Origin of the sequence: Lentzea sp. (genome assembly GCF_035525475.1) — a bacterium.
Lineage (GTDB): Bacteria > Actinomycetota > Actinomycetes > Mycobacteriales > Pseudonocardiaceae > Lentzea.
The window spans coordinates 1-21,537 of the sequence record NZ_DATLEC010000188.1 but is presented as its reverse complement, the minus strand read 5'-3'; the positions used below and the strand labels follow the sequence as shown (position 1 = coordinate 21,537).

Annotated in this window: 22 protein-coding genes and 1 pseudogene; 10 read left to right on the top strand and 13 right to left on the bottom strand. The window is 69.7% G+C overall.

Translation table 11 applies throughout. From position 1 onward, the window contains the following. Window positions 1-1,329 (bottom strand): annotated as a pseudogene (locus VM306_RS29615) (S8 family serine peptidase); the annotation flags it as partial. 143 nt (window positions 1,330-1,472) lie between these two features. Between VM306_RS29615 and VM306_RS29610 the strand changes: the two are divergent. The 3 genes from VM306_RS29610 (at window position 1,473) to VM306_RS29600 (ending at window position 4,753) form a co-directional block, all read left to right on the top strand. Continuing rightward, window positions 1,473-2,783, top strand: coding sequence for a hypothetical protein (locus VM306_RS29610; protein ID WP_325521029.1), 1,311 nt, complete (start codon window positions 1,473-1,475; stop codon window positions 2,781-2,783). Window positions 2,784-2,794: 11 nt separating this feature from the next. Next, a complete protein-coding gene (locus VM306_RS29605) occupies window positions 2,795-3,154 on the top strand; it encodes a VOC family protein (RefSeq protein ID WP_325521027.1) in 360 nt (119 codons plus the stop codon). A 258-nt stretch (window positions 3,155-3,412) separates the two neighbouring features. After that, entirely contained in the window at window positions 3,413-4,753 is a 1,341-nt protein-coding gene (locus VM306_RS29600) for an NAD(P)/FAD-dependent oxidoreductase (RefSeq protein ID WP_325521025.1), read from the top strand. Here VM306_RS29600 and VM306_RS29595 read toward each other — a convergent pair. The 3 genes from VM306_RS29595 to VM306_RS29585 are packed head-to-tail and all read right to left on the bottom strand — an operon-like array spanning window position 4,741 to window position 6,272. Next, window positions 4,741-5,466, bottom strand: a complete 726-nt coding sequence (locus VM306_RS29595; protein ID WP_325521022.1) for a TetR/AcrR family transcriptional regulator — start codon at window positions 5,464-5,466, stop codon at window positions 4,741-4,743. The two genes, VM306_RS29600 and VM306_RS29595, sit on opposite strands and share 13 nt — an antisense overlap. After that, window positions 5,450-5,668 (bottom strand): DUF6343 family protein, encoded by a 219-nt coding sequence (locus VM306_RS29590; protein ID WP_325521020.1) that lies wholly within the window; start codon window positions 5,666-5,668, stop codon window positions 5,450-5,452. Before VM306_RS29590 ends, VM306_RS29595 begins: the two co-directional genes overlap by 17 nt. A 1-nt stretch (window position 5,669) precedes the next feature. Continuing rightward, a complete protein-coding gene (locus tag VM306_RS29585; protein WP_325521018.1) occupies window positions 5,670-6,272 on the bottom strand; it encodes a hypothetical protein in 603 nt (200 codons plus the stop codon). Window positions 6,273-6,408: 136 nt separating this feature from the next. Between VM306_RS29585 and VM306_RS29580 the strand changes: the two genes are divergently transcribed. Both VM306_RS29580 and VM306_RS29575 read left to right on the top strand, forming a co-directional pair. Next, entirely contained in the window at window positions 6,409-6,837 is a 429-nt protein-coding gene (locus VM306_RS29580) for a MarR family winged helix-turn-helix transcriptional regulator (protein ID WP_325521016.1), read from the top strand. 90 nt (window positions 6,838-6,927) lie between these two features. Next, window positions 6,928-9,195 carry a HelD family protein gene (locus VM306_RS29575; protein ID WP_325521014.1) on the top strand — a complete coding sequence of 756 codons (2,268 nt, stop codon included), beginning with the start codon at window positions 6,928-6,930 and terminating at the stop codon, window positions 9,193-9,195. 57 nt (window positions 9,196-9,252) lie between these two features. Here VM306_RS29575 and crcB read toward each other — a convergent pair whose 3' ends face one another. Genes crcB through VM306_RS29560 form a run of 3 tightly spaced genes read right to left on the bottom strand, consistent with a single transcriptional unit; the run spans window position 9,253 to window position 10,338 of the window. Next, window positions 9,253-9,591, bottom strand: coding sequence for a fluoride efflux transporter CrcB (crcB, locus tag VM306_RS29570; RefSeq protein ID WP_325521012.1), 339 nt, complete (start codon window positions 9,589-9,591; stop codon window positions 9,253-9,255). Continuing rightward, entirely contained in the window at window positions 9,588-9,914 is a 327-nt protein-coding gene (locus tag VM306_RS29565) for a CrcB family protein (RefSeq protein ID WP_325521010.1), read from the bottom strand. Before VM306_RS29565 ends, crcB begins: the two co-directional genes overlap by 4 nt. Then, window positions 9,895-10,338, bottom strand: a complete 444-nt coding sequence (locus tag VM306_RS29560) for a MarR family winged helix-turn-helix transcriptional regulator (protein WP_325521008.1) — start codon at window positions 10,336-10,338, stop codon at window positions 9,895-9,897. Before VM306_RS29560 ends, VM306_RS29565 begins: the two co-directional genes overlap by 20 nt. Before the next feature lie 57 nt (window positions 10,339-10,395). Here VM306_RS29560 and VM306_RS29555 point away from each other — a divergent pair, with 57 nt between their 5' ends. The 3 genes from VM306_RS29555 to VM306_RS29545 are packed head-to-tail and all read left to right on the top strand — an operon-like array spanning window position 10,396 to window position 14,296. Next, complete coding sequence (locus VM306_RS29555) at window positions 10,396-11,430, top strand: MFS transporter (RefSeq protein WP_325521006.1); 1,035 nt, start codon at window positions 10,396-10,398, stop codon at window positions 11,428-11,430. Window positions 11,431-11,466: 36 nt separating this feature from the next. Further along, entirely contained in the window at window positions 11,467-12,270 is an 804-nt protein-coding gene (locus VM306_RS29550) for an SAM-dependent methyltransferase (RefSeq protein WP_325521004.1), read from the top strand. 52 nt (window positions 12,271-12,322) lie between these two features. Further along, window positions 12,323-14,296 (top strand): diguanylate cyclase domain-containing protein, encoded by a 1,974-nt coding sequence (locus VM306_RS29545; protein ID WP_325521002.1) that lies wholly within the window; start codon window positions 12,323-12,325, stop codon window positions 14,294-14,296. On the opposite strand, the gene VM306_RS29540 is transcribed toward VM306_RS29545, so the two are convergent. The 6 genes from VM306_RS29540 to VM306_RS29515 all read right to left on the bottom strand — a co-directional run bounded on the left by VM306_RS29540 (window position 14,262) and on the right by VM306_RS29515 (window position 20,537). Beyond that, on the bottom strand, window positions 14,262-15,620 hold the full coding sequence (locus VM306_RS29540) for an NAD(P)(+) transhydrogenase (Re/Si-specific) subunit beta (RefSeq protein ID WP_325521000.1): 1,359 nt from the start codon (window positions 15,618-15,620) through the stop codon (window positions 14,262-14,264). The genes VM306_RS29545 and VM306_RS29540 overlap by 35 nt on opposite strands. Next, window positions 15,617-15,883 carry an NAD(P) transhydrogenase subunit alpha gene (locus VM306_RS29535; protein WP_053737731.1) on the bottom strand — a complete coding sequence of 89 codons (267 nt, stop codon included), beginning with the start codon at window positions 15,881-15,883 and terminating at the stop codon, window positions 15,617-15,619. Before VM306_RS29535 ends, VM306_RS29540 begins: the two co-directional genes overlap by 4 nt. Beyond that, window positions 15,880-16,971 carry an NAD(P) transhydrogenase subunit alpha gene (locus VM306_RS29530; RefSeq protein ID WP_325520996.1) on the bottom strand — a complete coding sequence of 364 codons (1,092 nt, stop codon included), beginning with the start codon at window positions 16,969-16,971 and terminating at the stop codon, window positions 15,880-15,882. The genes VM306_RS29535 and VM306_RS29530 overlap by 4 nt, the downstream gene beginning before the upstream one ends. A gap of 45 nt (window positions 16,972-17,016) precedes the next feature. Continuing rightward, window positions 17,017-18,087 (bottom strand): APC family permease, encoded by a 1,071-nt coding sequence (locus VM306_RS29525; RefSeq protein ID WP_325520994.1) that lies wholly within the window; start codon window positions 18,085-18,087, stop codon window positions 17,017-17,019. Window positions 18,088-18,107: 20 nt separating this feature from the next. Beyond that, window positions 18,108-19,259 carry a nitric oxide synthase oxygenase gene (locus VM306_RS29520; RefSeq protein WP_325520992.1) on the bottom strand — a complete coding sequence of 384 codons (1,152 nt, stop codon included), beginning with the start codon at window positions 19,257-19,259 and terminating at the stop codon, window positions 18,108-18,110. 210 nt (window positions 19,260-19,469) lie between these two features. Beyond that, the gene (locus tag VM306_RS29515; RefSeq protein ID WP_325520990.1) at window positions 19,470-20,537 is read right to left on the bottom strand and encodes an FAD-dependent monooxygenase; all 1,068 of its coding nucleotides are present in this window, start codon (window positions 20,535-20,537) and stop codon (window positions 19,470-19,472) included. A 70-nt stretch (window positions 20,538-20,607) separates the two neighbouring features. Between VM306_RS29515 and VM306_RS29510 the strand changes: the two genes are divergently transcribed. Then, on the top strand, window positions 20,608-21,144 hold the full coding sequence (locus tag VM306_RS29510) for a TetR/AcrR family transcriptional regulator (RefSeq protein ID WP_325520988.1): 537 nt from the start codon (window positions 20,608-20,610) through the stop codon (window positions 21,142-21,144). A gap of 107 nt (window positions 21,145-21,251) precedes the next feature. Continuing rightward, on the top strand, window positions 21,252-21,537 hold a 286-nt coding region (locus tag VM306_RS29505), incomplete at its 3' end, for an ATP-binding cassette domain-containing protein (RefSeq protein ID WP_325520986.1).

Here is a 21,537-nt window from a genome sequence, read left to right as displayed (position 1 = left end):
TTACCGCGGCGACCACGTCGACGAGCCCGGTTCCCTTGTCGTAGGACGAGGTGTAGGGGCCGGCGGGCTGGTAGCCGGTGCCGTACCTGTGGGCCGTCGACTTCAGCGCCCGCTCGATGTCGGCGGGGGTCGCGGAAGGCTCGGCCTGGAACAGCTGTGCGACGATCCCGCGATGTGCGGCGCCGCCATCGACGTGCCGCTGATCGTGTTGAACGTGCCCAGGTCGAGCAACCCGGGACCGTTCCGCGGGTCCAGGCCGGTGGCGCAGATCGGCAGGTGCGGGCGGCAGGACGAGGTGATGTTCTCGCCGGGGGCGGAGATGTCCGGCCACGTCGCGGAGTCCGTCGCCAGACCGCGCGACGAGAAGTCGGACACAGCGCCGTCGCGGGTGCCCGTTCCCCGGTCGTCGTAGGACGCGACGGAGATCACGCCGGGGGTCGGGTCGATGCCGGGCGGGTTGGACAGGTTCGCCGATCCGTCACCGCCGTCGTTGCCGTTCGCCCAGACCACGACGACACCTTCGGCCACCAGCCGGCGCTGCAACTTGACAGTGACCGACTCAGGGTCGAACGCACCGCCGCCAGACGGACCATAGGAGTTGTTGATGACCTTGATGGGCGGGCACGCCGAAGCGGGTACGCCGGCGCCGCAGGGCGCGTCGTGGTTCTCCAGCACCCAGTTCAGCGCGGCGTCCGCGCCGAGGATGAGGATCGCCGCACCGGTGGAGATGACGACGCCCTTCGCACCCGGCGCTGCGCCGTGGATCACGGGCCCGCCGGTGGTCCGCACGTCGCCACCGATCGCGATGCCGGTGACGTGCGTGCCGTGACCGCCCAGCGAGGTGGTGTCGGTGTCGAGGGAGTTCGGCACCGGCACGACGCAGCTCGTCCGCGCGGAGCCGTCGAGGCAGAGGCTCTTGAGGTTGCGGACGATCCGGCCGCCGAACGACGGGTGCGTCGGGTCGACGCCCGAGTCGATGACCGCGACCGACACGCCCTCGCCGGTCAGGCCGAGGCTGTTCCGGGCGTCGAGCCCTCGGGTGGCGGTGTGCGAGGTCGAGCCGAGGAACCGGATGGGCTTCTGGACCTCGACGCGCGTCACGCCCGCCTTGGTCCTCGCGGCGGAGATCCGCGCGGAGTCGCCCCTCGCGGCGACGACGCCGATCTTGCGGAGGCTCGTGATCTTCCGCAGACCGGCTGCCTCGACCGCCTGTTCCGCCGCGGCGATGTCGGCTCCGTGGACGTAGACGGTGGAGGTCGGCGTGGCCGTCGCGACAGGGGATGCGACGGCCACCAGCAGTACGGCGATCGATGCAGCACGTGCGTACATGGACCCTCCGTGAACATAGGCAGGCAATCCAACTAACGAGTGATCCACAATCAGGTGACGGGCGTCACGCAAAGTCTCGACTGGCTGCGGTGGTCGAACCCCGGACCGCTACGGTGTCCCCCCGTGCGGAAAGGTAGGGAGTCGTGCGGCTGATCCGTCTGGGCGCTGAGCCTTCGGCCATTGGGGCGGACGTCCGTGCCGCCCTCACGGCCTGCGGCGCGGGAACCCAAGCTCTGGGTGGCATCGCGCTGATCGGCGTCCAGCCACCGGACTGCCCCGTGCCCCTCGACGCGATCGTCGTCCTGCCCAAGGGCGTGCTGGTGATCGTCGGTGTGGACCTGCCGGACCCCGCCGTCAAGCTGGAGGCGCCGCTCGGCGGCCAGTGGAAGATGGACGGCTGGCCCCTGGTGTCGCAGGACGGCTCGCCGAACCCTGCGGCCGAGGCGGTGGCCGCGGCGACCGCGGTGGCCCAGCGGATCCAGAACATGCGCGCCGAACCGCTCCCGGTCAGCACCGTCGTGGCGGTCGGCCCGTTCGTGAGCCAGGTCGTGCAGCCCACCGTCGACCTCAACCGCGGCGTGCGCGTGCTGCACCCCAAACCGTCCACTTTGCTCACCGCGGCCCGCGAGCTCGCGACGGCGACCGTGCCGTGCACCGCCGACCACGCCGCGAAGCTCCTCGCGATCCTGCAGACCACCGGCACCCCGCCGGACGCGCGCTCGTTCCTCGCCGAGGGCTTCAGCGACGCGGTGTCCCCGGACCTCGCCTCCGCCAGCACGATGCTGATCCCCAAGGTCCACGCCCGGTTGCCGTTGTCCCGCAAACGCTTGCCCCAGAGTTCGTCACAGAGTTCGTCACAGGGTTCCCCGCAGAGTTCGCCACAGGGAACGCCCCCGGAGCCACCGCAGAAGACGCCGTGGACCTTCCTCGCGGCCGTGGGTGTTGTCGCGCTGATCTTGATCGTGTGGCTGCTGGTGCTGCTGTCCGGCAACGACGACAACGCGGCCGGCTCGACCACGGAACCGACGGCCCCGCAGCCGACGACGGTGGTCGTCGACGGCACGGCGTTCGTGCCCAAGGAAGCGAAGAAGGACAAGAACTGCCAAGCGCAGGCGTTCGGTGACGTCAAGGCGTGGCTGATCGCGAACGAGTGCCGTGAGCTGCTGCGCGCCACCTACGTGACGACGGTGCAGGACAAGCAGGCGACCGTGCTGGTGGCGGACCTCGACCTGCTCGACTCGCCGTCCGCGAAGGCACTGCTGTCCGTCGTGTCGCTGCCGGGGTCCGGCGGTGTGCACGGACCGGACGGCAAGCCGCTGGAGAACGCGGCGTTCGCGAGCGGGACGAAGGGCAGCCACGTGCAACTGACGTTCGTGGTGTGGTCCGGCGGGTCCGGGGACGCCGCGCTCGACCCGATCGCCAAGTCCGCGTTGCGGCTGCCCGCCACCCGTTAGAGGGTAGGGGCATGGTCGGACAACTTCGCTCTGTCGTGCTCGACTGCCCGGACCCCTCCGCGCTGGCCTCGTTCTACGAGAAGCTGCTCGGGGCCGAGAGGCTGGCCGGGGGTGACGAGACCTGGGTGGTGATCGTCGCTTCCGGGACCCGGATCGCTTTTCAGCGGTCTGATGATTATCGGGCTCCGGTTTTTCCTGATCCGCACGGGTCTCAGCAGTTCCACCTGGATGTGCTGGTCGAGGACGTCGAGGTGGCCCAGGGTCAGGTCCTGGAGTGGGGGGCCCGGTTGGTTCAGGAGGACACCGATGACACGTTCCGGGTGTTCGCTGATCCGGTGGGCCATCCGTTTTGTTTGATGTGGCTGTCTTAGGCGGGTTGTGAGGGTCACCCTTGCCAGGCGGGTCGCGTTCCAGCGTGGTTGCTCAGGCAGTGTCGACGCGGTAGTGGTCATCGCCGCTTCGCGTCGACAGCGATTGGGGCACACCGCTTCCCAGCGGTTCACAGGACTGTCCGGCTCTCTCCGCATCGCGGCTTCGGGTGTGCCTTGGCTTCGCCGTTGGCCCGCGTGGGCGGGTGGGTGGTCGCCTTCCGCGCGCACTGATCGCCGGCTCGGGCCTAGTGTGGCGCCATGGACTTCGACGTCATCGTCATCGGTGGTGGCCCCGTAGGTGAGAACGTGGCCTGGCGCACGGCCGCGGGTGGCCTGTCCACCGCCATGATCGAGAAGGAGCTGGTCGGCGGCGAGTGCTCGTACTGGGCCTGCATGCCTTCCAAGGCGTTGCTGCGGCCCGGTCACGCGCTCGCGGCCGCCCGGCGTGTGCAGGGTGTGAACGCCGGGTCGTTGGACCCTAAGGAAGTGTTGGCCCGGCGCACGAGCTTCACCTCCGACTGGGACGACTCCGGGCAGGTCAAGTGGGCCGAGTCGGAGAACATCCACGTCATCCGCGGCGAGGGTGAGGTCACCGGCGAGCGCGAGGTGACCGTGGGGGGTGAGGTCCACCGGGCTCGTCAGGCCGTGGTGGTGTGCACCGGCAGCGTGCCCAAGATGCCGCCGCTCGAAGGTCTTGCCGACACTCCTGTGTGGACTTCCCGGGACGCCACGTCGGCTCGTGAGGTGCCGGACTCGCTCGTCGTGCTCGGTGGTGGTGTCGTCGGGGTCGAGATGGCTCAGGCGTGGGCTCGGCTCGGGGCCAGGGTGAAGCTGGTGGTGTCCGGGGACCGGCCGTTGCCGAAGATGGAGGAGTTCGTCGGGCCGCTGGTCGTCGAAGGGCTTGAGGAAGACGGGGTCGAGGTGCTGCTCAACGGGCGCGCCTCGTCGATCAAGCCCGGTGAGCTGACGTTGCAGGACGGGCGGGTCGTTTCGGGGTCGAAGATCCTGATCGCCACCGGGCGCGTGCCGGCCACCGCGAACGGCAAGCCGATGGCCATCGACGACACCGGCCTTGTGTCCGGTGTGGACGGACGGTGGCTGTACGCGGCCGGTGACGTCACCGGGCGGGCTTTGCTGACGCACCAGGGCAAGTACCAGGCTCGTGCTGTCGGGTCGGCGATCCTGGAGCGGGCGCGCGGGGGTGAGCCCGGGCCGTGGTCCGCCGGTCAGGCCAGTGCGGACCACGTGGCGGTGCCGCAGGTCGTGTTCACCGACCCCGAGGTGGCGTTCGTCGGGCACACCGCCCAGGAGGCGCGCGAGGCCGGGCGGGACATCAGGGTCGTCGACCTCGACATCGCGGTCGCCGGGTCGTCGCTGCACGCGGACGGGTACAAGGGCAAGACGCGGATGGTCGTGGACGAGCGCACGCGGACGCTGGTCGGCGTCACGTTCGTCGGTCAGGACGTCGCCGAGCTGGTGCACTCGGCGACGATCGCGATCGTCGGTGAGGTCCCCGTGGACCGGTTGTGGCACGCGGTGCCCGCGTACCCGACGATCAGCGAGGTGTGGCTGCGGATGCTCGAGGCCTACGGGCTCTGAGGTTCCTCCAGCACCGAGCCCAGCATGCCGGTGAGCAGCTCCTTCGCCGTGCCGACCACGTACGCGCGGTCGTCCTCGTCGACGCGTTCGGCGAGCTTGAACAGCGCGTCCACGGTCTGCACGGCGATCCGGAACGTCAGCATCACCGGGGCGTCGCCGTGCGCGCCGAACCGGGCGACGAACAGCTCGGCGAGGCGTTCGGCCATGAGCTCGTACTGGTCGACGCTCGAGTCGAGGCGGTGGCTGTCGAGCATGTCGCTGAACCGCACCCGCCCGAAGCCGGGGACCTCGACCAGCATCCGCGTGTACACCCCGACGACCTGCTTCATGGCCTCGCGCCACGTGTCCGCGATCTGACCGTTGGCGAACATCGCCTCTATCTCGCGCAGGCACGTCTCCATACCGCGAAGTGCCAGTGCGTGCACGACAGATCGTTTGTCGGGGAAGTACTGATAGAAAGAACCAATGGGCACTCCGGCCACTTCGACGATCCGGGCCGTGGTGATGTCGTCGTAGTCGTATTCGTTCAGCAGGCTCGCGCAAGCGTCCAGGATCGCGGTGACGGTGGCCGCGCCGCGCTGTTGCACGGGCTGCCGGCGCATCACCCTGGCCAACCTGCCCTTTGCCGGATTTTCATGCACGCCGACATCTTTATCCATAAAAGGGCACAAGCACAGCACAGGATGCCGACGGGTTTCAGCCGGGATCCCCACGACGTTTGCGGTGGACCACCCAGACGAAGTCCACGAGGCACACGACGGCGAGTAGAAGAAGCAGCACGCCGAGCCAAACGAGATCAGCTCGCAGCGCCAGCCAGCCGGCGACCGAGTTGAAGACCAGCCCGAACCCGGCGAGCCACAACCGCAACGTCAACGCGCTGCGCGGTGGTGCAGGGGGTGGCAGGTAGTCGCTCACGTCATCCGGTTTCCCTCAGCAGCGCGGTCTCAACCCGGCGCAGCGACCGCGGCGGCTTCGTCACGTAGGGGCGGACGAGACGCGTCACGGCCAGACCGGGGGCGATCAGGGGGACCACGGCGGTCAGCACGGCGGCGGTGATCCCGGCCCGCACGACGTCCTTCGGCATGACGGCGACCCGGTCGACGACGAACGCGCGGCGCCCGGTCAGCGACACGGCCGCCAGAAGCACCAGGAACGCGACCATGCTGAACATCGCCCGCTGCACCGCGTGCTCGTAACCAGCGGCTTCTCCCGCGACCAGCACCGCGAGCCACCCGGCGAGAGCGGGGAGCTGGCCCTGTTCGGTGGTGGCGGCCCAGCACAGGCCGCCGAGCGTGGAGAGCCAGGCGAGGACGTCGGCGCGTTCCCGCGCCCATAGGGAAGCCGAATCGAGCGGAATGCCGGTCCAGGCCAGCACGCCGAGCGGGCTCAGCGGATCGTCGGCCAGCTGGCCGAGCACCCAGGCGAGTGTCCACGCGGACAGCAGGACCGCGAAGACGAGCTGCCACCTGGGCCGGCGCACCACGCAGCGGGCGAGCCGGACGATCTCCGCACGCGTCATACCCCCACCTTGCCGTGATCTGGTGCTTTGCGGAGAAACGTCACCCCAACGCTCACCCTGTCGGCCCTCGTCCAGGGGCGTTGTTCACGCAGCGCTATCCACGATCGGGGCACGGATCTTTCCTATGCTGGAGTTCATGAGCATCGATCAGCTTCTGCGTCTTCCGAGCTACCTGATGCTCCAGCTGGTGCGGGAGGCGCGCCGGATCGGGCAGACCGGTGTGCGCGGGCCCCACATGACCGTGCTCGCGCACCTCGCCGAGCGCGAGGCGGTGGCGCAGAAGAGGATCAGCGACAGCGTGCGGATGGATCCCAGCGACCTCGTGTCGATCCTGGACGACCTGGAGGAGCTCGGGTTCGCCCGGCGCAGGAGGGACGAGCGGGACCGGCGGCGGTTCACCGTCTCGATCACGGACGACGGCAGGAGGGCCCTGAGCGAGAGTCTGGACGCGGCTCGGGCGCAGGACGACGAGCTGCTGGCGCCGTTGACACCGCACGAGCGCGATACGTTGACCACACTGCTGCGCAAGGCGTATCTGCATCACGCGGATCTGCGTGTAGATTAGACAGTCTGCGCTCACCGCGACCGGGCGCGGGCAGGAACGAGCGTGTCGGGATATACACCGACGTCGCATCGTATCGAGAAATGAGGCACGTTGTCAAGCCCCTCCGATGACCTCCGGCTTGCCGAAATGGAGCCGGAGCAGGAATACGTGGCCATGTTGTACGGCCGGCTCGACGACCTCCGCGAACAGACGTCGAAACGACTCGCACAGTCATTGCGACAAACCGGCGGCACGCACCAGATGCGGTCCGAGCGGGACACGTCCGTCGCGATGTACACCGATCAACTGGCCCAGTACAGCGCTGTCGAGAACGGACTCGCGTTCGGCAGGCTCGATTTCCACAACGGTGACCGCTTCTACATCGGCCGAATCGGTCTCTTCGACGAGGACAAGGAATACGAGCCGCTGCTGATGGACTGGCGGGCGCCCGCCGCCAGGCCGTTCTACCTCGCGACGGCCGCCTCCCCCGACGGCGTGCGGCGGCGCAGGCACCTGCGGACCCGGTCCAGGAAGGTCATCGGCCTCGACGACGAGGTGCTCGACATCAACTCGGCCGAGCCGTCGCGCAACGAGGGCCTGACCGGCGAGGCGACGCTGCTGGCCGCGCTGAACGAGTCGCGCACCGGCCAGATGAGCGACATCGTCGCGACGATCCAGGCCGAGCAGGACCTCATCATCCGGTCCGAGCTCAACGGCGTCGTCGTCGTGCAGGGCGGTCCCGGCACCGGCAAGACCGCGGTGGCCCTGCACCGCGCCGCGTACCTGCTCTACACCCACCGCCGGCAGCTGGCCAAGCGCGGTGTCCTCGTCGTCGGCCCGAACACGACGTTCCTGCGCTACATCAGCCAGGTCCTCCCGTCGTTGGGTGAGACCGGCGTCCTGCTGTCCACGGTCGGCGAGCTGTACCCGGGACTGACCGCCGTGGGCCGCGAGTCCGCGGAGGTCGCCGCGATCAAGGGCCGCATCGAGATGGCCGACGTGGTCGCCGCGGCCGTGCGCGACCGCCAGGAGGCGCCGCCGTCCGTCGAGGTCCGCTTCGACAACGACGTGCTGCGCCTGGACCGCCGCGCGATCTCCGACGCGCGGGGCAGGGCGCGCCGGACCCGCCGCCCGCACAACGAGGCCCGCCGCACCTTTGCGCGCGAGATCATCTCGACGCTGGCGGGCATGGTCGCCTCCCGGCTGGGCGGTCACCTGCTCGACAAGGCGGACATGGACGACATCCGCCGCGAGCTGCGCGAGTCCGAGGAGGTCCAGGCCGCGATCTCGTCGCTGTGGCCGGTGCTGACGCCGTTCACGCTGCTCTCGGAGCTCTACGCGAACCCGAAGCGCCGCAACCGCGCGATGTCGAAGTTCACGCGCGAGGAACGCGACCTGCTGCAGCGGTCGACGGACGACTGGACCCCAGCGGACGTCCCGCTGCTGGACGAGGCCGCCGAACTGCTCGGCGAGGACGACTCGGAAGCCAAGGCCCGCGCCGAACGCCAGCGCCGCCAGGCCATCGAGTACGCGCAGGGAGTCCTCGACATCCTCGACCTGGAGGACGACGCGGACCCCGACATCCTGATGGCCACGGACCTGATGGACGCCTACCGCCTGGCCGAACGCCACGGCGTGGACCGCTACGAGACCGCCGCGGAACGCGCCGCCGCCGACCGCACCTGGACCTTCGGCCACATCATCGTGGACGAGGCGCAGGAGCTGTCGGCGATGGCGTGGCGCACGCTGATGCGCCGCTGCCCCAGCAAGTCCATGACGGTGGTGGGCGACATCGCGCAGACCGGCGACATCGGCGGCGCCACGTCGTGGGGCTCCGTCCTGTCGCCGTACGTGCAGAACCGCTGGCGCCTCACGGAACTGTCGGTCAACTACCGCACGCCGGCCGAGATCATGGAGGTGGCCGCGGACGTGCTCGCGTCGGTGGACCCGGCCCTGGTCCCGCCGACGTCCGTGCGCGAAACCGGTGTGGCGCCCTGGGTCTCCGCGGTGTCGTCGCTGGACTCGGAGGTGCCGGAGCTGATCTCCGGCGAGGTCGCGGCGGTCGGCGACGGCAAGGTGGCGGTGATCGTGCCGGAGGCCCTGCTGCCGTCGGTGGGGTCGTCCGTCGTGTCCGCGGTGCCGGGGTCGTCGCAGGGCAACGACCTGGAGGAGGCTCAGGTCGTGGTGCTCGGCGTGACCGACGCCAAGGGCCTGGAGTTCGACTCCGTGGTCGTGGTCGACCCGGCCGGCATCCTGGCGGAGTCGCCGCGGGGCGCGTCGGACCTCTACGTCGCGCTGACCCGTGCCACGCAACGGCTTGGCGTCGTGCACACCGGCGCGCTGCCGGATGTGCTGTCCCGGCTGAAGGACGTTTCGTAGGGAGCGGGAGACCCGGATGGCGGCATCGAGTCGGCGTCATCCGGGTCGCGAGGCGGATCAGCGGGCCAGACCGAGGCCGACGGCCGCCGCTCCCACCCCCAGCGCCACGCTGAGCAGCACGTTCAGCAGCGCCGAGCGGTACTTCTCCGCCTCCAGCAGCTTCACGGTCTCGTAGCCGAACGTCGAATAGGTCGTGAGCCCACCGCAGAACCCGACCCCGAGCAGCGGCATCCAGGACGTGCCGACGACGAACCCGATGAGGAAGCACCCGACGACGTTCACCGTCACGGTCCCCCAAGGGAAATCCGACGAGTGACGCGACTGCACGAACCGGTCCAGCAGGTACCGGCAGGGCGCCCCCAGCGCGGCGCCGACGAACACCACGAGCGCGGTCACCGGGTCACCCGCAACCCGAGGAACGCCGCCCCCACAGCACAAACGGGCGTGGCGGCCAGGGCCCACGACCACGACGCCGCGTACGACGAGAACGTCGTGAACCCGCCCAGCAGGCCGACGCCGAAGAACGCCCGCACCAGCGGCCGGGGCACCAGCCCCATCAGCAGGCCGATCAGGAACGATCCCAGCACGTTGATCAGGAACAGCCCCCAGGCGCCCGGCACGAGCACCGACAGGCCGTACCGCGCCACCCCGCCGAGCCCGCCGCCGAGCGACACCAGCGACACGAAGGCCAGCGGCCGGTCAGGCCGAGGGTTCTGCAAGGTGCTCCACCAGGTGGTCCAGGGCCTTCAGCGCGCGCACGACGTCCTCGCGTTCGGACGCCTCCAGTTTGCCCAGTGCGGCACCGATCCGCTTCTCGTGTTCGCGCTGCCACACGAGCAGTTGTTCGTGTCCACGCGGTGAGACGGATAGCCGGGCTACCCGTCTGTCCTTGGGGTCTCCGCCCCGCACGACGAGGCCTGAGTCGATCAGCTGGGACACCAGTCCGGACACGGTGTTGGGGGCCAGCCGCAGCACGGCCGCGAGGTCGCCGACCTTCATCGGCGGGCGCTCCGCGAGGGTCTGCAGCAGCTCTACCTGCGCCATCGGCAGGGATTCCCACGGCCAGTCCGCACGGATGCTCGTCCGCAGCGCCCGGCGCAGGCGAGTGACGACGTCGGTGAGCGTGCGGGCTTCGTCTGACATGCGGAAATCTTACTGAACGCACGACAATGTCTCTGTGTCAGATATAATCTGTTCACGATGAACTGGTTCGTCACGGAGTCGCCCCGGCCGGCGTGGGTCGCCCGCCGGTCGTACGCGCCTTGGCTGGTCATCGCGACGGTGTGCTTCGGGGCGTTCATGGGGCAGCTCGACGCCTCGATCGTCACGCTGGCGTTCCCGGCGATGAGCGCGCACTTCCACGCCGATCCCGAGTGGATCTCGCTCAGCTACCTGATCACCCTCGTGGTGCTGCTCGTCCCACTGGGCAGGATCGCGGACAGGGTCGGGCGCAAGATCGTCTACATCTACGGCTTCGCGGTGTTCACCGGTGCGTCGATCGCGTGCGTGTACGCGCCGGGCTTCGACGCGCTCATCGCCGCCCGTGTCGCGCAGGCCGTCGGCGCGGCGATGTTGCAGGCCAACAGCGTCGCGCTGGTCACCACGGCGGTGGCGCCCGAGCAGCGGAGGAAGGCGCTCGGCGTCCAGGCGGCCGCGCAGGCGACGGGGCTGGCGGCCGGGCCGTTGCTCGGCGGGTACCTGACCGAGCAGTACGGGTGGCAGGCGGTCTTCGCGATCAACGTGCCCATCGGCGTCGTGGCGATGGTCGCGGGGCACTACCTGCTCCCTCGCACGAAAACGGTGCGGGACAAGGGCAAGCCCTCGTGGAGGGTGGTGCCGGGGCTGGCGGGCGTCCTGCTCGCCTATGCCGCGCTGTTCGCGCCGATGACGTTGCTGCCGTTCACCATGCATCAACCGTTGGCGCGCATAGGACTGACGATCGCCGTGTTGCCGCTCGGGTTCGCGATCGCGGCGACGACGTTGCACAAGCCGGGCATCTGGGCGGGGGCGGTGATCGTGGCGGCCGCGGTGGTCCTGCCCGTGCCGCAGGTGATCCAGCTGGCGGTGGCCGGCATCGGACTCGGGATCATCGCGCCGGCCTGCACGAAACGGGTGATGAGCGCGTTGCCCGAGGCGTCGGCGGGGGTCGGGAGCGGGCTGGTCAACGTCGCACGCGGGCTCGGCACCGCGCTGGGCGTCGCCGTGGCCACCGCCGTGGTTCACTCTTTTCAGTGATGCCACAGGCGTGCGTCACCTCACTAACGTGGGATCATGGCTGAACGGGTGAGCTGGGTTCCGGTCGGTGTCGACACCGGGAAGCCGAGCGCCGCGCGACTCTACGACTACCTGCTCGACGGCGGGCACAACTTCGCGGCGGACAGGGCGCTGGCGGAGAGGTTCCTGCGGGCCCAGCCCAACGGGCGGACGATCGCGCGGCTGAACAGGGCCTTCCTGCGCCGGGCCGTGCTGTTCATGATGGAGTGCGGCATCCGCCAGTTCCTCGATCTCGGTTCCGGCATCCCGACGGTCGGCAACGTGCACGAGATCGCGCGGAAGGCCGATCCGGAGTCCCGCGTCGTCTACGTGGACTTCGAGGAGGTCGCGGTCGCGCACAGCCAGCTCATCCTGGAGGGCGACCCGTGCGCGGAGATCGTCCAGCAGGACATGACCGAGCCCGAGGCCGTGCTCAGGGCCGTGCGGGACACCGGTCTGCTCGACTTCACGCGGCCCGTCGGCGTGCTGACGGTCGGCGTCTTCCACTTCGTGCCACCGGAGGCGGACCCCGCCTCCGTCGTCGCCGCGTACCGCGATGCCGTGCCCGCGGGCAGCTGTCTGGCGTTCTCGCAGTTCACCCAGGACCTGCAGCCCGAGGAGATGGCCGGGGTCGTCGAGGTGATGAAGAAGAGCCAGAACCCGATGTTCCCGCGCACCAGGGAGGAGATCGAGGCGCTCTTCGCCGGCTTCGAACTGGTCGAGCCCGGCGTCGTGCCGCTGCCGCTGTGGCGGCCGGAGGACACGAAGACCGACGACCCCGACAAGGCGGGCATCTACGGCGCCGTGGGCCGCAAGGTGTAGCACCGCGCACCGTTGGCTCAGGCAGCCGAAGATCCGTACGCTCTGTCACAGGATGGAACTCCCGGAACTCGCCGCCCGCTGGATGCACGCGCTGACGTCGACCGCGTACATCCCGCTGTCCCACGCCGAAATCGAACAGGCCCTGCTCGACTCGCTGGTGGAGTTGCCGCGGTCACCTGAATCGGTTGCCCATCGATTAGTGTCACTCCACGCAACCGGTCCCGACTCGTTGCGTGCCACGATCGAGGTTCTCTCGCCCGCGTTCGAGCTGCCTCTGCTCGCCAGGCTGAGTTCCGCGTACGCGCAGGCCATGCGGCTGGACGCGTTCGACCAGCAGGAGCAGATCAAGGTCGCGATCGTGCGGGCCAAACAGCGGGTCGAACGCACGCTCAAGGTCAGCCAGGCGCGGTTCCGGGAGGTGTTCGACTCCGCGGCGCTGGGCATCGCGATCACCGACCTCACCGGCAGGTGCGTGGAGGCGAACGACGCGCTCGCCGAGATCGTCGGGCTGGAGTCGGGCGCCGCCCTCGCCGAACGCGACCTCCGCGACTTCTACCACCCCGACGACCTGGCCACACTGGGCGCTTCGTACCGGCAGGTGAGCGAGGGGCGGCTCGACAGGTTCCGCGACCAGCGCGAGCTGATCCGCGCCGACGGCGAACCGGTCTGGGTGCACCTCGTGGTCTCGGTGCTGCGCGACGCGGACGGTGAACCGACGCACCACGTGACGATGGTCGAGGACATCAGCGAGCTGCACCTGTTGCAACGCAGCCTCGACCACCAGCTTCTGCACGACTCGCTCACCGGGCTGTCGAACCGCCAGCACTTCACCTCGCAGGTGGAACGACGGCCCGACGGCGCCGCGATCACCCTGTACCACCTCGGCCTGGACGCGTTCTCGGTCGTCAACAACGGCCTCGGCCACGACACCGGCGACAAGCTGCTCAAGATCGTCGCGAACCGCCTCGGCAAGCTCGCCGCCGAGAAGCAGGCGGTGCTGGCGCGCATCGGCGGCGACGAGTTCGCGCTCATGACGACCGACGACACCGTCACCTCGACGGTCGAGGAGATCCAGGAGGCGCTCGCCGAGGCGACCTTCGTGGACGACCACGGCATCGCGCTGTCCGCCAGCATCGGCGTGGTGGACCGGCCGCCGGCGTTCGCGACGGCGGCCGAGCTGATGCGGTGCGCCAACGCCGCCCTGCGCCAGGCGAAAGCGCGCGGCAAGCGGCAGTGGGCGTTGCACGACCCGCACGACGACGCCCGCCGCCGCGGCAGGTACGCGCTGGCCGCGTCGATGCCGGGCGCGTGGGAGCACGGCGAGATCAAGATCGTCTACGCGCCGGCGCACGACCTGGAGACGCGCGAGGTGCTCGGCGCCGTCGCCCGCCTGCACTGGGACGACCTGAGCCACAACGACACGATGGCCCTGGCCGACTCGACGGGCCTGTCGCTGCCGATCGGCCGCTGGCTGCTGCGCGAGGCGTGCGCCCAGGCCGCGAGATGGGTGGAGGAGTTCGGCGACGGGGCGCCCGCGCTGCACCTGGCGCTGGGCGCCCTGCAGTCCAGGGACGAGGACCTGATCGCCGACGTCAAGCGGGCGCTCGACGAGACGGGCCTGCCGCCCGAACGGCTGCGGATCGCCCTCGACATCTCCTCGGTGCTCGCCGGTGACGACAACGCGCTGGTGCTGCACGACAGCGGCATCGTGACGGCGCTGGACGGCTTCCGCGGCGGCCACGACGAACTGGCCGTGCTGACCGAGGTACCGGTCCGCACGGTGATCACCAGAGCACCAGCACCAAGCCGCGACTCCCCGCTGCACCAGGCGATGCGCGGCCTCGTCGCGACCGTGCACGGCTTCGGCGTGCGGTTCGCCGCCGACGAGGTGCACACCCTCTCCGAAGCCGACGACTGGCACGCGGCCGGCGCGGACGGCGTGATCGGGTTGCTGCCCGCCCTCACCGCGGCCGAGGTGACCGAGCTGCTGGCTACAGCTGCTTCACCGCCGCCAGCAACTTCGTGAGCGAGTCCTTGGCGTCCCCGAACAACAGGGTCGTCTTCGGGTTGTACAGCAGCTCGTTGTCCACACCCGCGAACCCCGGCCGCATCGAGCGCTTCATGAACACCACGGACTTCGCGCGGTCCACGTCGAAGATCGGCATGCCGTAGATCGGGCTCGACGGCTCGTCGCGCGCACCGGGGTTCACCACGTCGTTCGCCCCGACCACCACCGCCACGTCGACCGACGTGATGCCGGGGTTGACGTCGTCGAGCTCCTTGAGCTGCTCGTACGGCACGTCCGCCTCCGCCAGCAACACGTTCATGTGCCCCGGCATCCGGCCCGCGACGGGGTGGATCCCGTACGACACCGCGACTCCACGCCGTTCGAGCTGCGCCACGAGCTCGCGCACGGCGTGCTGCGCCTGCGCGACGGCCAGCCCGTAGCCGGGCACCACCACGACGTTGTTCGCGTACCCCAGCAGGATCGCGACGTCCTCGACCGTGCCGGACTTGACCGTCCTGCCCTCTTCCTGCTGCGCCGCGGCGGTGGTGGGCTTGAACGCGCCGAACAGGATGTTCACGAGCGAGCGCCCCATCGCCTGCGCCATCAACCGGGTCAGGATGGTGCCGGACGCGCCGACGAGCGTGCCCGCGACGATCAGCAGCGTGTTCGCCAGCACGTACCCGGACGCCGCGACCGCCAGGCCGGTGAACGCGTTGAGCAACGAGATCGCGATCGGCACGTCCGCACCGCCGACCGGCAGCACGAACAGCACACCGAGCGCGAGGCCGACGGCCGCCAGCACCCACAGCAGGAACCCGTTCGGCACCGCCATCGTCAACGCGCACAGGGCGACCGACGACACACCGGCGGCGATCGCGAGCTGCTGCCCGGCCGGCAGGAGCACCGGCCGCGTCGTCATCAGCTCCTGCAGCTTGAGGAACGTGACCACCGACCCGGAGAAGCTGACCGACCCGATCAGCACCGTCAGCACGGTCGCGAGCCGGAACATCACCGTCGTGTCCGGCACAGCGAAGAACTCGGCCAGCGCCACCAGTGCCGCCGCGGCGCCACCGACACCGTTGAACAGCGCCACCATCTGCGGGATCGCGGTCATCTTCACCGACCGCGCCGCCGGGATGCCCACGACGACACCGAGTGCGACGGCGATGAGGATCCACAGTCCGTTGTGGACGACCCCGTGGACGTAGGCGGTGACGACGGCGACCAGCATGCCGAACGCGCCGATGAAGTTGCCGTAGCGCGCGTACTTGGGCGAGCTCAGGCCTTTCAGCGCCAGGATGAAGCAGACCGCGGCGACGAGGTACATCAGCTGGACGATCATCGCTTGAACATCTCCAGCATCCTGTCGGTCACCACGAACCCGCCCACGACGTTCACCGTCGCCAGGAACACCGCGAGCAGACCGAGAACCAGCTCCAGCGTGCTCTCGGCGGACCCCGTGATGAGGATCGCGCCCACCAGGATCACGCCGTGGATGGCGTTCGCGCCGGACATCAGCGGCGTGTGCAGGATCGTGGACACCTTCGAGACCACCTCGAAGCCCACGAACACGGCCAGTACGAAGATCGTCAGCAGGTCGATCACGGCAACTCCTTGCGGATCCGGCCGTCGTGCGTGAGGCAGCAGCCGTCGAGCACCTCGTCGCCGAGGTCCGGCTGCACCGCGCCGTCCACGATCATCAGCTTGAGCAGGTTGACCACGTTGCGCGAGTACAGGCGGCTCGCGTGCACTGGCATCGACGACGGCAGGTTCAACGCGCCGTGCACGAGCACGTCGCCGACCCAGATCTCCTTGCCGGCAACGGATCCGGCGTAGTTGCCGCCCGACTCCGCCGCGAGGTCGACCAGCACGGAACCCGGTGCCATCGCCTTGAGCATGTCGGTCGTCACGAGCTCAGGGGCCTTGCGGCCGGGGATCGCGGCCGTGGTGATGACGACGTCGGACGCCGCCACGTGGTCGCCGATCAGTTCTCGCTGGCGTTCCAGGAACTCCTCGGACTGCGCGGACGCGTAGACGCCGGACTGCGTCTCCAGGTCCAGTTCGAGGAACTTCGCGCCCAGGCTGCGGACCTCCTCGCCCGCCGCCTTGCGCACGTCGTACGCCTCGACGACGGCGCCGAGCCTGCGCGCGGTCGCGATGGCCTGCAGCCCGGCCACACCGGCTCCCAGCACGAGCACCTTGGCCGGCGGCACGGTGCCCGCGGCGGTGGTGAACATCGGCAGGAAGCGCGGCAGCCGTTCGGCTGCGACGAGGACGGCCCGGTAGCCGGCCACGAGTGCCTGCGACGACAGGGCGTCCGCGGTCTGGGCACGCGTCACGCGGGGCAGCAGGTCGAAGCTGAACGACGTGACGCGGCGCTCGCGGTAGACCTCCAGCAGCTCCCGTTCGGCGCCAGGTTGCAGGAAGCTGATCGTGACGGCGCCCGGCTTCAACGCGGAGGCCTGGTCGAGGTTCAGGGGTTGGACGGACACCACGACGTCGGACTCGGGCGCCGGGTCCTCGGGCGTCACGGTGGCTCCGGCCGCGCGGTACGCGGCGTCGAGGGCGTGGGCGTGACGGCCCGCACCCTCCTGGACGTGCACGGTCAGACCAGCGTCGACCAGCGACGACACCGTTTCCGGTACGCAGGCGACTCGGCGCTCGGCGGGCCGCGACTCTGCGGGTGTTCCCACTTTCACCGTACGCACGTTACGCGATCAAAGGTGACCTGGGCCACATCACAGTTGCCAGAGAACCGCACCGGCGAGCGTCAGGCACCCCACCAGCCCAATCGCGGGCACGACGCGCTTACCGAGCGTCCACGCGCTGGCGTTGGCGATCGCGTAGTAGAGCAGCACGCAGAACGAGCTGAACACGATCGCGCGCGTGACGTCGACCGCGAGCACCAACGCGATGGCGGCCAGCCCTGTGCAGATCTCCGCGATGCGCAGATCGGCCAGCTGCCGCGGCAACCGGCGGTCGCGCGCCATCGCCAGCGCGGTCCTCGAGACACCGAGCTGCAGCGACAGCAACGAGCCGAGCGCCGCCAGGCAGGCAGCGACCCGGATGACAGGGGCCAGAGCCGGCGACACGTCGGCGAGGGTGGAAGAAGCGAGATCGGCACCCAAGGCGTTCAGAGCGACCAGGGCGACAACCGCGTACACGACCAGCGTGATCGCCAAGGAGATGACCACGGCACGAGGAATCGTTCGTCGAGGTTCGCGGACCTCCTCTCCGAGAGTCGCAATGCGCGCGTAGCCGGCGAACGCGAAGAAGAGCAGCGCGGCGGCGGGAAGGATTCCTGTGGGCAGGAACTCCGCCGGCTGCACGGCATCGCGTGCGGTGACCACGGTGGCGCCCAGCACGAGCAGCACGACGACCACGACGATCCGGGTGACCAGCGCGGACTTCTGGACACCGGTCAGGTTCAGCACGGTCAACGCCACGATCGCCGCCACCGCGACGGGTGCGGGCAACCCGGCGTAGGTGCCGACGGTCAGCGCCATCGCCGCGCACGACGCCGTCTTGCCCAGCACGAACGCCCATCCGGCGAGGTCGCCCCAGACGCGGCCGAGGCGTTCGCGGCCGTAGACGTACGTGCCGCCTGACTGCGGGTACCGGGCGGCGAGCCAGGCGCTCGACAACGCGTTGCAGCAGGCGATCACGCCCGCGATCACGAGGCTGACGAGCAGTGCGGACCCGGCCGCCGCCGCGGCCGGGGCGAAGACCGCGAACACACCGGCACCGATCATCGAGCCGAGTCCGACGAACACGGCGTCGGTCAGGGTCAGGCTGCGGGTGAGCTGCACCCGGTCAGTGTGCAGCCAGGTCAATGCGACACAGGGCATCCTGAGGGCTGGGTGGCGGGGAAGAAGTTCGGCAGCAGCTCACCCGTGTCGTAGTAGCGGTGGTAGACCGGCGTCAGCCCGCCCGACACGGGCGGCACGATCCAGGACCACTCCGCGGGGCAGGAACGTCCGGCGGCCTCCTCCTTCTCCAGGTGGGTCAGGAACCTCTTCGACTCGGTGTGGTGGTCGGTGATCGTGACGCCGGCCTCGCCGAACGAGTGCAGGACGGCGCGGTTGAGCTCCACCAGAGCCCTGTCGCGCCACAACGTCGCCTCCGACGACATGTCCAGGCCCATCCGTCTGGCGATGTAGGGCAGCAGGTCGTACCGGTCGTGGTCGGCGAGGTTGCGGGCGCCGATCTCGGTGCCCATGTACCAGCCGTTGAACGGCGCCGACGGGTAGTCGATCCCGCCGATGCGCAGCCGCATGTTGCTGATCGCGGGAACAGCGTGCCACTTCACGCCGAGCGCGCCCAGCCACGGCAGCTCCGGGTGCGACAGCGGCACCTCGAGCACCGCGTCGCGCGGAATCCGCACGAGCGCGGACTCGTGCCCCTTGCAGGACACCATGATCGGCAGCACGTCGAACGGGCCGCGGATGACCGGCGGCTCCCAGCCCCGCTCCAGCGCGAGCTCGGTCAGCGCCAGGTTGCGCCCGTCGCCGAGCACTCCGCCGTCGGCGCCGCGGTAGGCGGCGTAGCGGATGATCTGCTCGTTGTGGATCACCGGGGCGTGCGCGCCGGGCTCTGCCGGGGCGAAGACCGTGATGACCGGGCGGATCTTGCCCTGGTTGGTGGCCACGCGGAGGTGTTCGACGCACTCCTTCGCCACGTCGGCGGGAGCGGAGATCTCGCGCAGGTCGCGCACTTTCAAGCTCCGCCAGTAAAGGCGGCCGATGCACCGGGAGCTGTTGCGCCAGGCCACACGGGCGCCGAAGGTGAGCTCGTCCGTCGTGTGGCGGTAGGTGCCGGTCGCGGCGATCTCCGCGTGGATCTCGGCGAGCCGGGCCTCGACGGGCCCGAGCCCGGGGTTCTCCGCGTGGTGCTGCCGGATGAAGTCCTCTGCCTCGGCGATGTCGACGTCGCCGAGCTTCTCGATCTGCGCCGGGGGGAGCGCCGCGAGAGAACGGGGCATAGCGTCAGTCGGGACGGGGGTCATGGCGGGCCACCGTAGTCGCGGTTTGGTGGAGCGGAAACCGCCTCCAGCGCTACGCCATCTGGATCATGGAGCCACGTCTGACACGCTCAGAAGTCCTTGATACCGCAACCGGGTGACAAAGGGTGGGACAAAGAGTGATTTCTTACTGTTATCTTCCCGAGATCAAACCTTGATCGGTGATCTAGCTCACCGGTGGGTTCGACTCGTTCGAGTGAACTCGACAGGCATTTCCCACGTAGAGAATCGTGACATCCCCCGCACGGCCAAAAACGAGGGGACCGCGCGCAAGGCGAAGTCGCGCAATGCCACCGCGATCGGCGACCGCATCTCGATCCCGAACTTCCCGGCGAGACGCGAACCGCGCCACACGGCCCGCGTGCGGGGGCGCCTCACCGCGTCGTACCGCGCGAGGTCGCCGTCGCACGCGGCCAGCGTCACCGCGTCCTCCAACGCCATGCACGCCCCCTGCCCGAGGTACGGCGTCATCGCGTGCGCCGCGTCGCCCAGCAACGCCACCCGTCCCGACACGAACGTCGGCAGCGGCGGCAACGCGTAGATGTCGTGCCGGATCACGTCAGGGGTCGAGGCCAGCAGCGACGGCAACGGGTCGTGCCACCCCGAGAACAGCGCCGCCGGGTCCAGGTCCGCGCCGGCGGGAGCCACCACGGCGAGGTACCAGCAGACCCTGCCATCCCCCAACGGCAGGATGCCCGCCTCGCCGCCGGGACCGAGCGTCTGCGAGATCGGCAGGTCGTACGGCCCCGGCGCCACCCCTCGCCACGCCGTGGCCCCCGCGTACACCGGTCCCGGCGCGTCGGGCAGCAGCTCCGCGCGGAGGCGGCTGCCGATGCCGTCCGCCGCCACCACGAGGTCCGCGTCCAGGTCCTCAACGCTCGTCACCTCGACGTCGTTGAAGAGGATTTCCGGCGGCAACGCGCGCAGCAGAACGCCGTGCAGGTCGGCCCGGTGCATCGCGACGACCTTCTCCTGGCCGACGTCGGGCAGGTGCACCATCCAGCGCCCGTCAACCGACCGCACGCCGCCGGACACCCGCGGGGTGCCGAGCCGTCTGACCTCCGCGTCGACGCCCATCCACTCCAGCGCGCGCATCGCGTTCGGCATCACGCCGACACCGGCGCCGATCTCGCCGAACGCGGCAGCACGCTCGTAGACGACGACCTCCCAGCCCACGCGCCGCAACGACACCGCCGCGGCCAGCCCGCCGATGCCGCCACCCACCACGATCGCCTTCATGCCAGCCTCCTCTACAGGTGTAGAGGAATCTACACCTGTAGAATCCCGCTGCGGAGGAGACAGCAGACACATGCGCAAGGACCTGATCACCGACGCCGCGATCGAACTGGTGGCGGAGCAAGGCATGCGCGGGCTCACCCACCGCGCGGTCGACCGCAGGGCCGGCTTGCCGGAAGGCTCCACGAGCGCGTACTTCCGCACGCGCAAGGCGTTGGTCGAGGGGTTCGTCGAACGGCTCGCGTCCCAGGAGCGGATCGACACCGCCCTCGACGTGAACGACGTCGTGGGCAGCATCGCGAGGACGCTCGACAGCTGGCTCGTCGAGCGCAACCGCACGCTCGCCCGGTACGCGGCGATGCTGGAGGCGACGCACCACCCGGAGCTCAGGTCGATCCTGGTCCACTCCCCGCGCGAGCAGGCGACCGCGCTCGCGAAGGCGCTGGGCCACGAGGACCCCGAACGGGCGGGCGCGCACCTCACGGCGTTCCTGGAGGGCCTGCTCTTCTACCGGCTCGCCGGCGGTGGCAGCACGACCGGACCGGCGCCGGGCACCCCGGAGAGCGTCGAGGACCTGAGGAACGCCGTCGAAAAGGCGTTGCGACCGTAAGTACCTTGGGACTCATGGGATTCGGGTACGGGGTCTTCTACCTCTGATCACGGACGTGTGCCACAGCGCAACACGTCCTGATTTCGCGTACCCAGAAGAGGATCCCCGTGCGTTCGCATGTTCATCTGACGACCCATGACCTCACCAAGGGCTATGAGGCCGGCCCTGTCGTCGACGGCATCTCACTGACGGTCTCCGCGGGCCAGCGACTCGGCGTCGTCGGCGAGAACGGCCGCGGCAAGACCACCCTCCTCCGCCTGCTGGCCGAGGACCTCGCGCCGGACCAGGGAACTGTCGCGCGGCACGGTTCGTTGAGCCTCGTGCGACAGGAAATGCCGTTCCACGAGGGCGAAACCGTGGGAGACCTGCTGTCCCAGGCGTTGCGCGAGAGCC

Bases quoted from the DNA above. Each gene is read 5' to 3' on its own strand.
- VM306_RS29605 (WP_325521027.1), top strand. From the start codon at position 2,795: ATGGTCGGACAACTTCGCTCTGTCGTGCTCGACTGCCCGGACCCCTCC.
- VM306_RS29600 (WP_325521025.1), top strand. From the start codon at position 3,413: ATGGACTTCGACGTCATCGTCATCGGTGGTGGCCCCGTAGGTGAGAAC.
- VM306_RS29585 (WP_325521018.1), bottom strand. From the start codon at position 6,272: ATGACGCGTGCGGAGATCGTCCGGCTCGCCCGCTGCGTGGTGCGCCGG.
- VM306_RS29580 (WP_325521016.1), top strand. From the start codon at position 6,409: ATGAGCATCGATCAGCTTCTGCGTCTTCCGAGCTACCTGATGCTCCAG.
- VM306_RS29560 (WP_325521008.1), bottom strand. From the start codon at position 10,338: ATGTCAGACGAAGCCCGCACGCTCACCGACGTCGTCACTCGCCTGCGC.
- VM306_RS29555 (WP_325521006.1), top strand. From the start codon at position 10,396: ATGAACTGGTTCGTCACGGAGTCGCCCCGGCCGGCGTGGGTCGCCCGC.
- VM306_RS29550 (WP_325521004.1), top strand. From the start codon at position 11,467: ATGGCTGAACGGGTGAGCTGGGTTCCGGTCGGTGTCGACACCGGGAAG.
- VM306_RS29545 (WP_325521002.1), top strand. From the start codon at position 12,323: ATGGAACTCCCGGAACTCGCCGCCCGCTGGATGCACGCGCTGACGTCG.
- VM306_RS29540 (WP_325521000.1), bottom strand. From the start codon at position 15,620: ATGATCGTCCAGCTGATGTACCTCGTCGCCGCGGTCTGCTTCATCCTG.
- VM306_RS29520 (WP_325520992.1), bottom strand. From the start codon at position 19,259: ATGCCCCGTTCTCTCGCGGCGCTCCCCCCGGCGCAGATCGAGAAGCTC.
- VM306_RS29515 (WP_325520990.1), bottom strand. From the start codon at position 20,537: ATGAAGGCGATCGTGGTGGGTGGCGGCATCGGCGGGCTGGCCGCGGCG.
- VM306_RS29510 (WP_325520988.1), top strand. From the start codon at position 20,608: ATGCGCAAGGACCTGATCACCGACGCCGCGATCGAACTGGTGGCGGAG.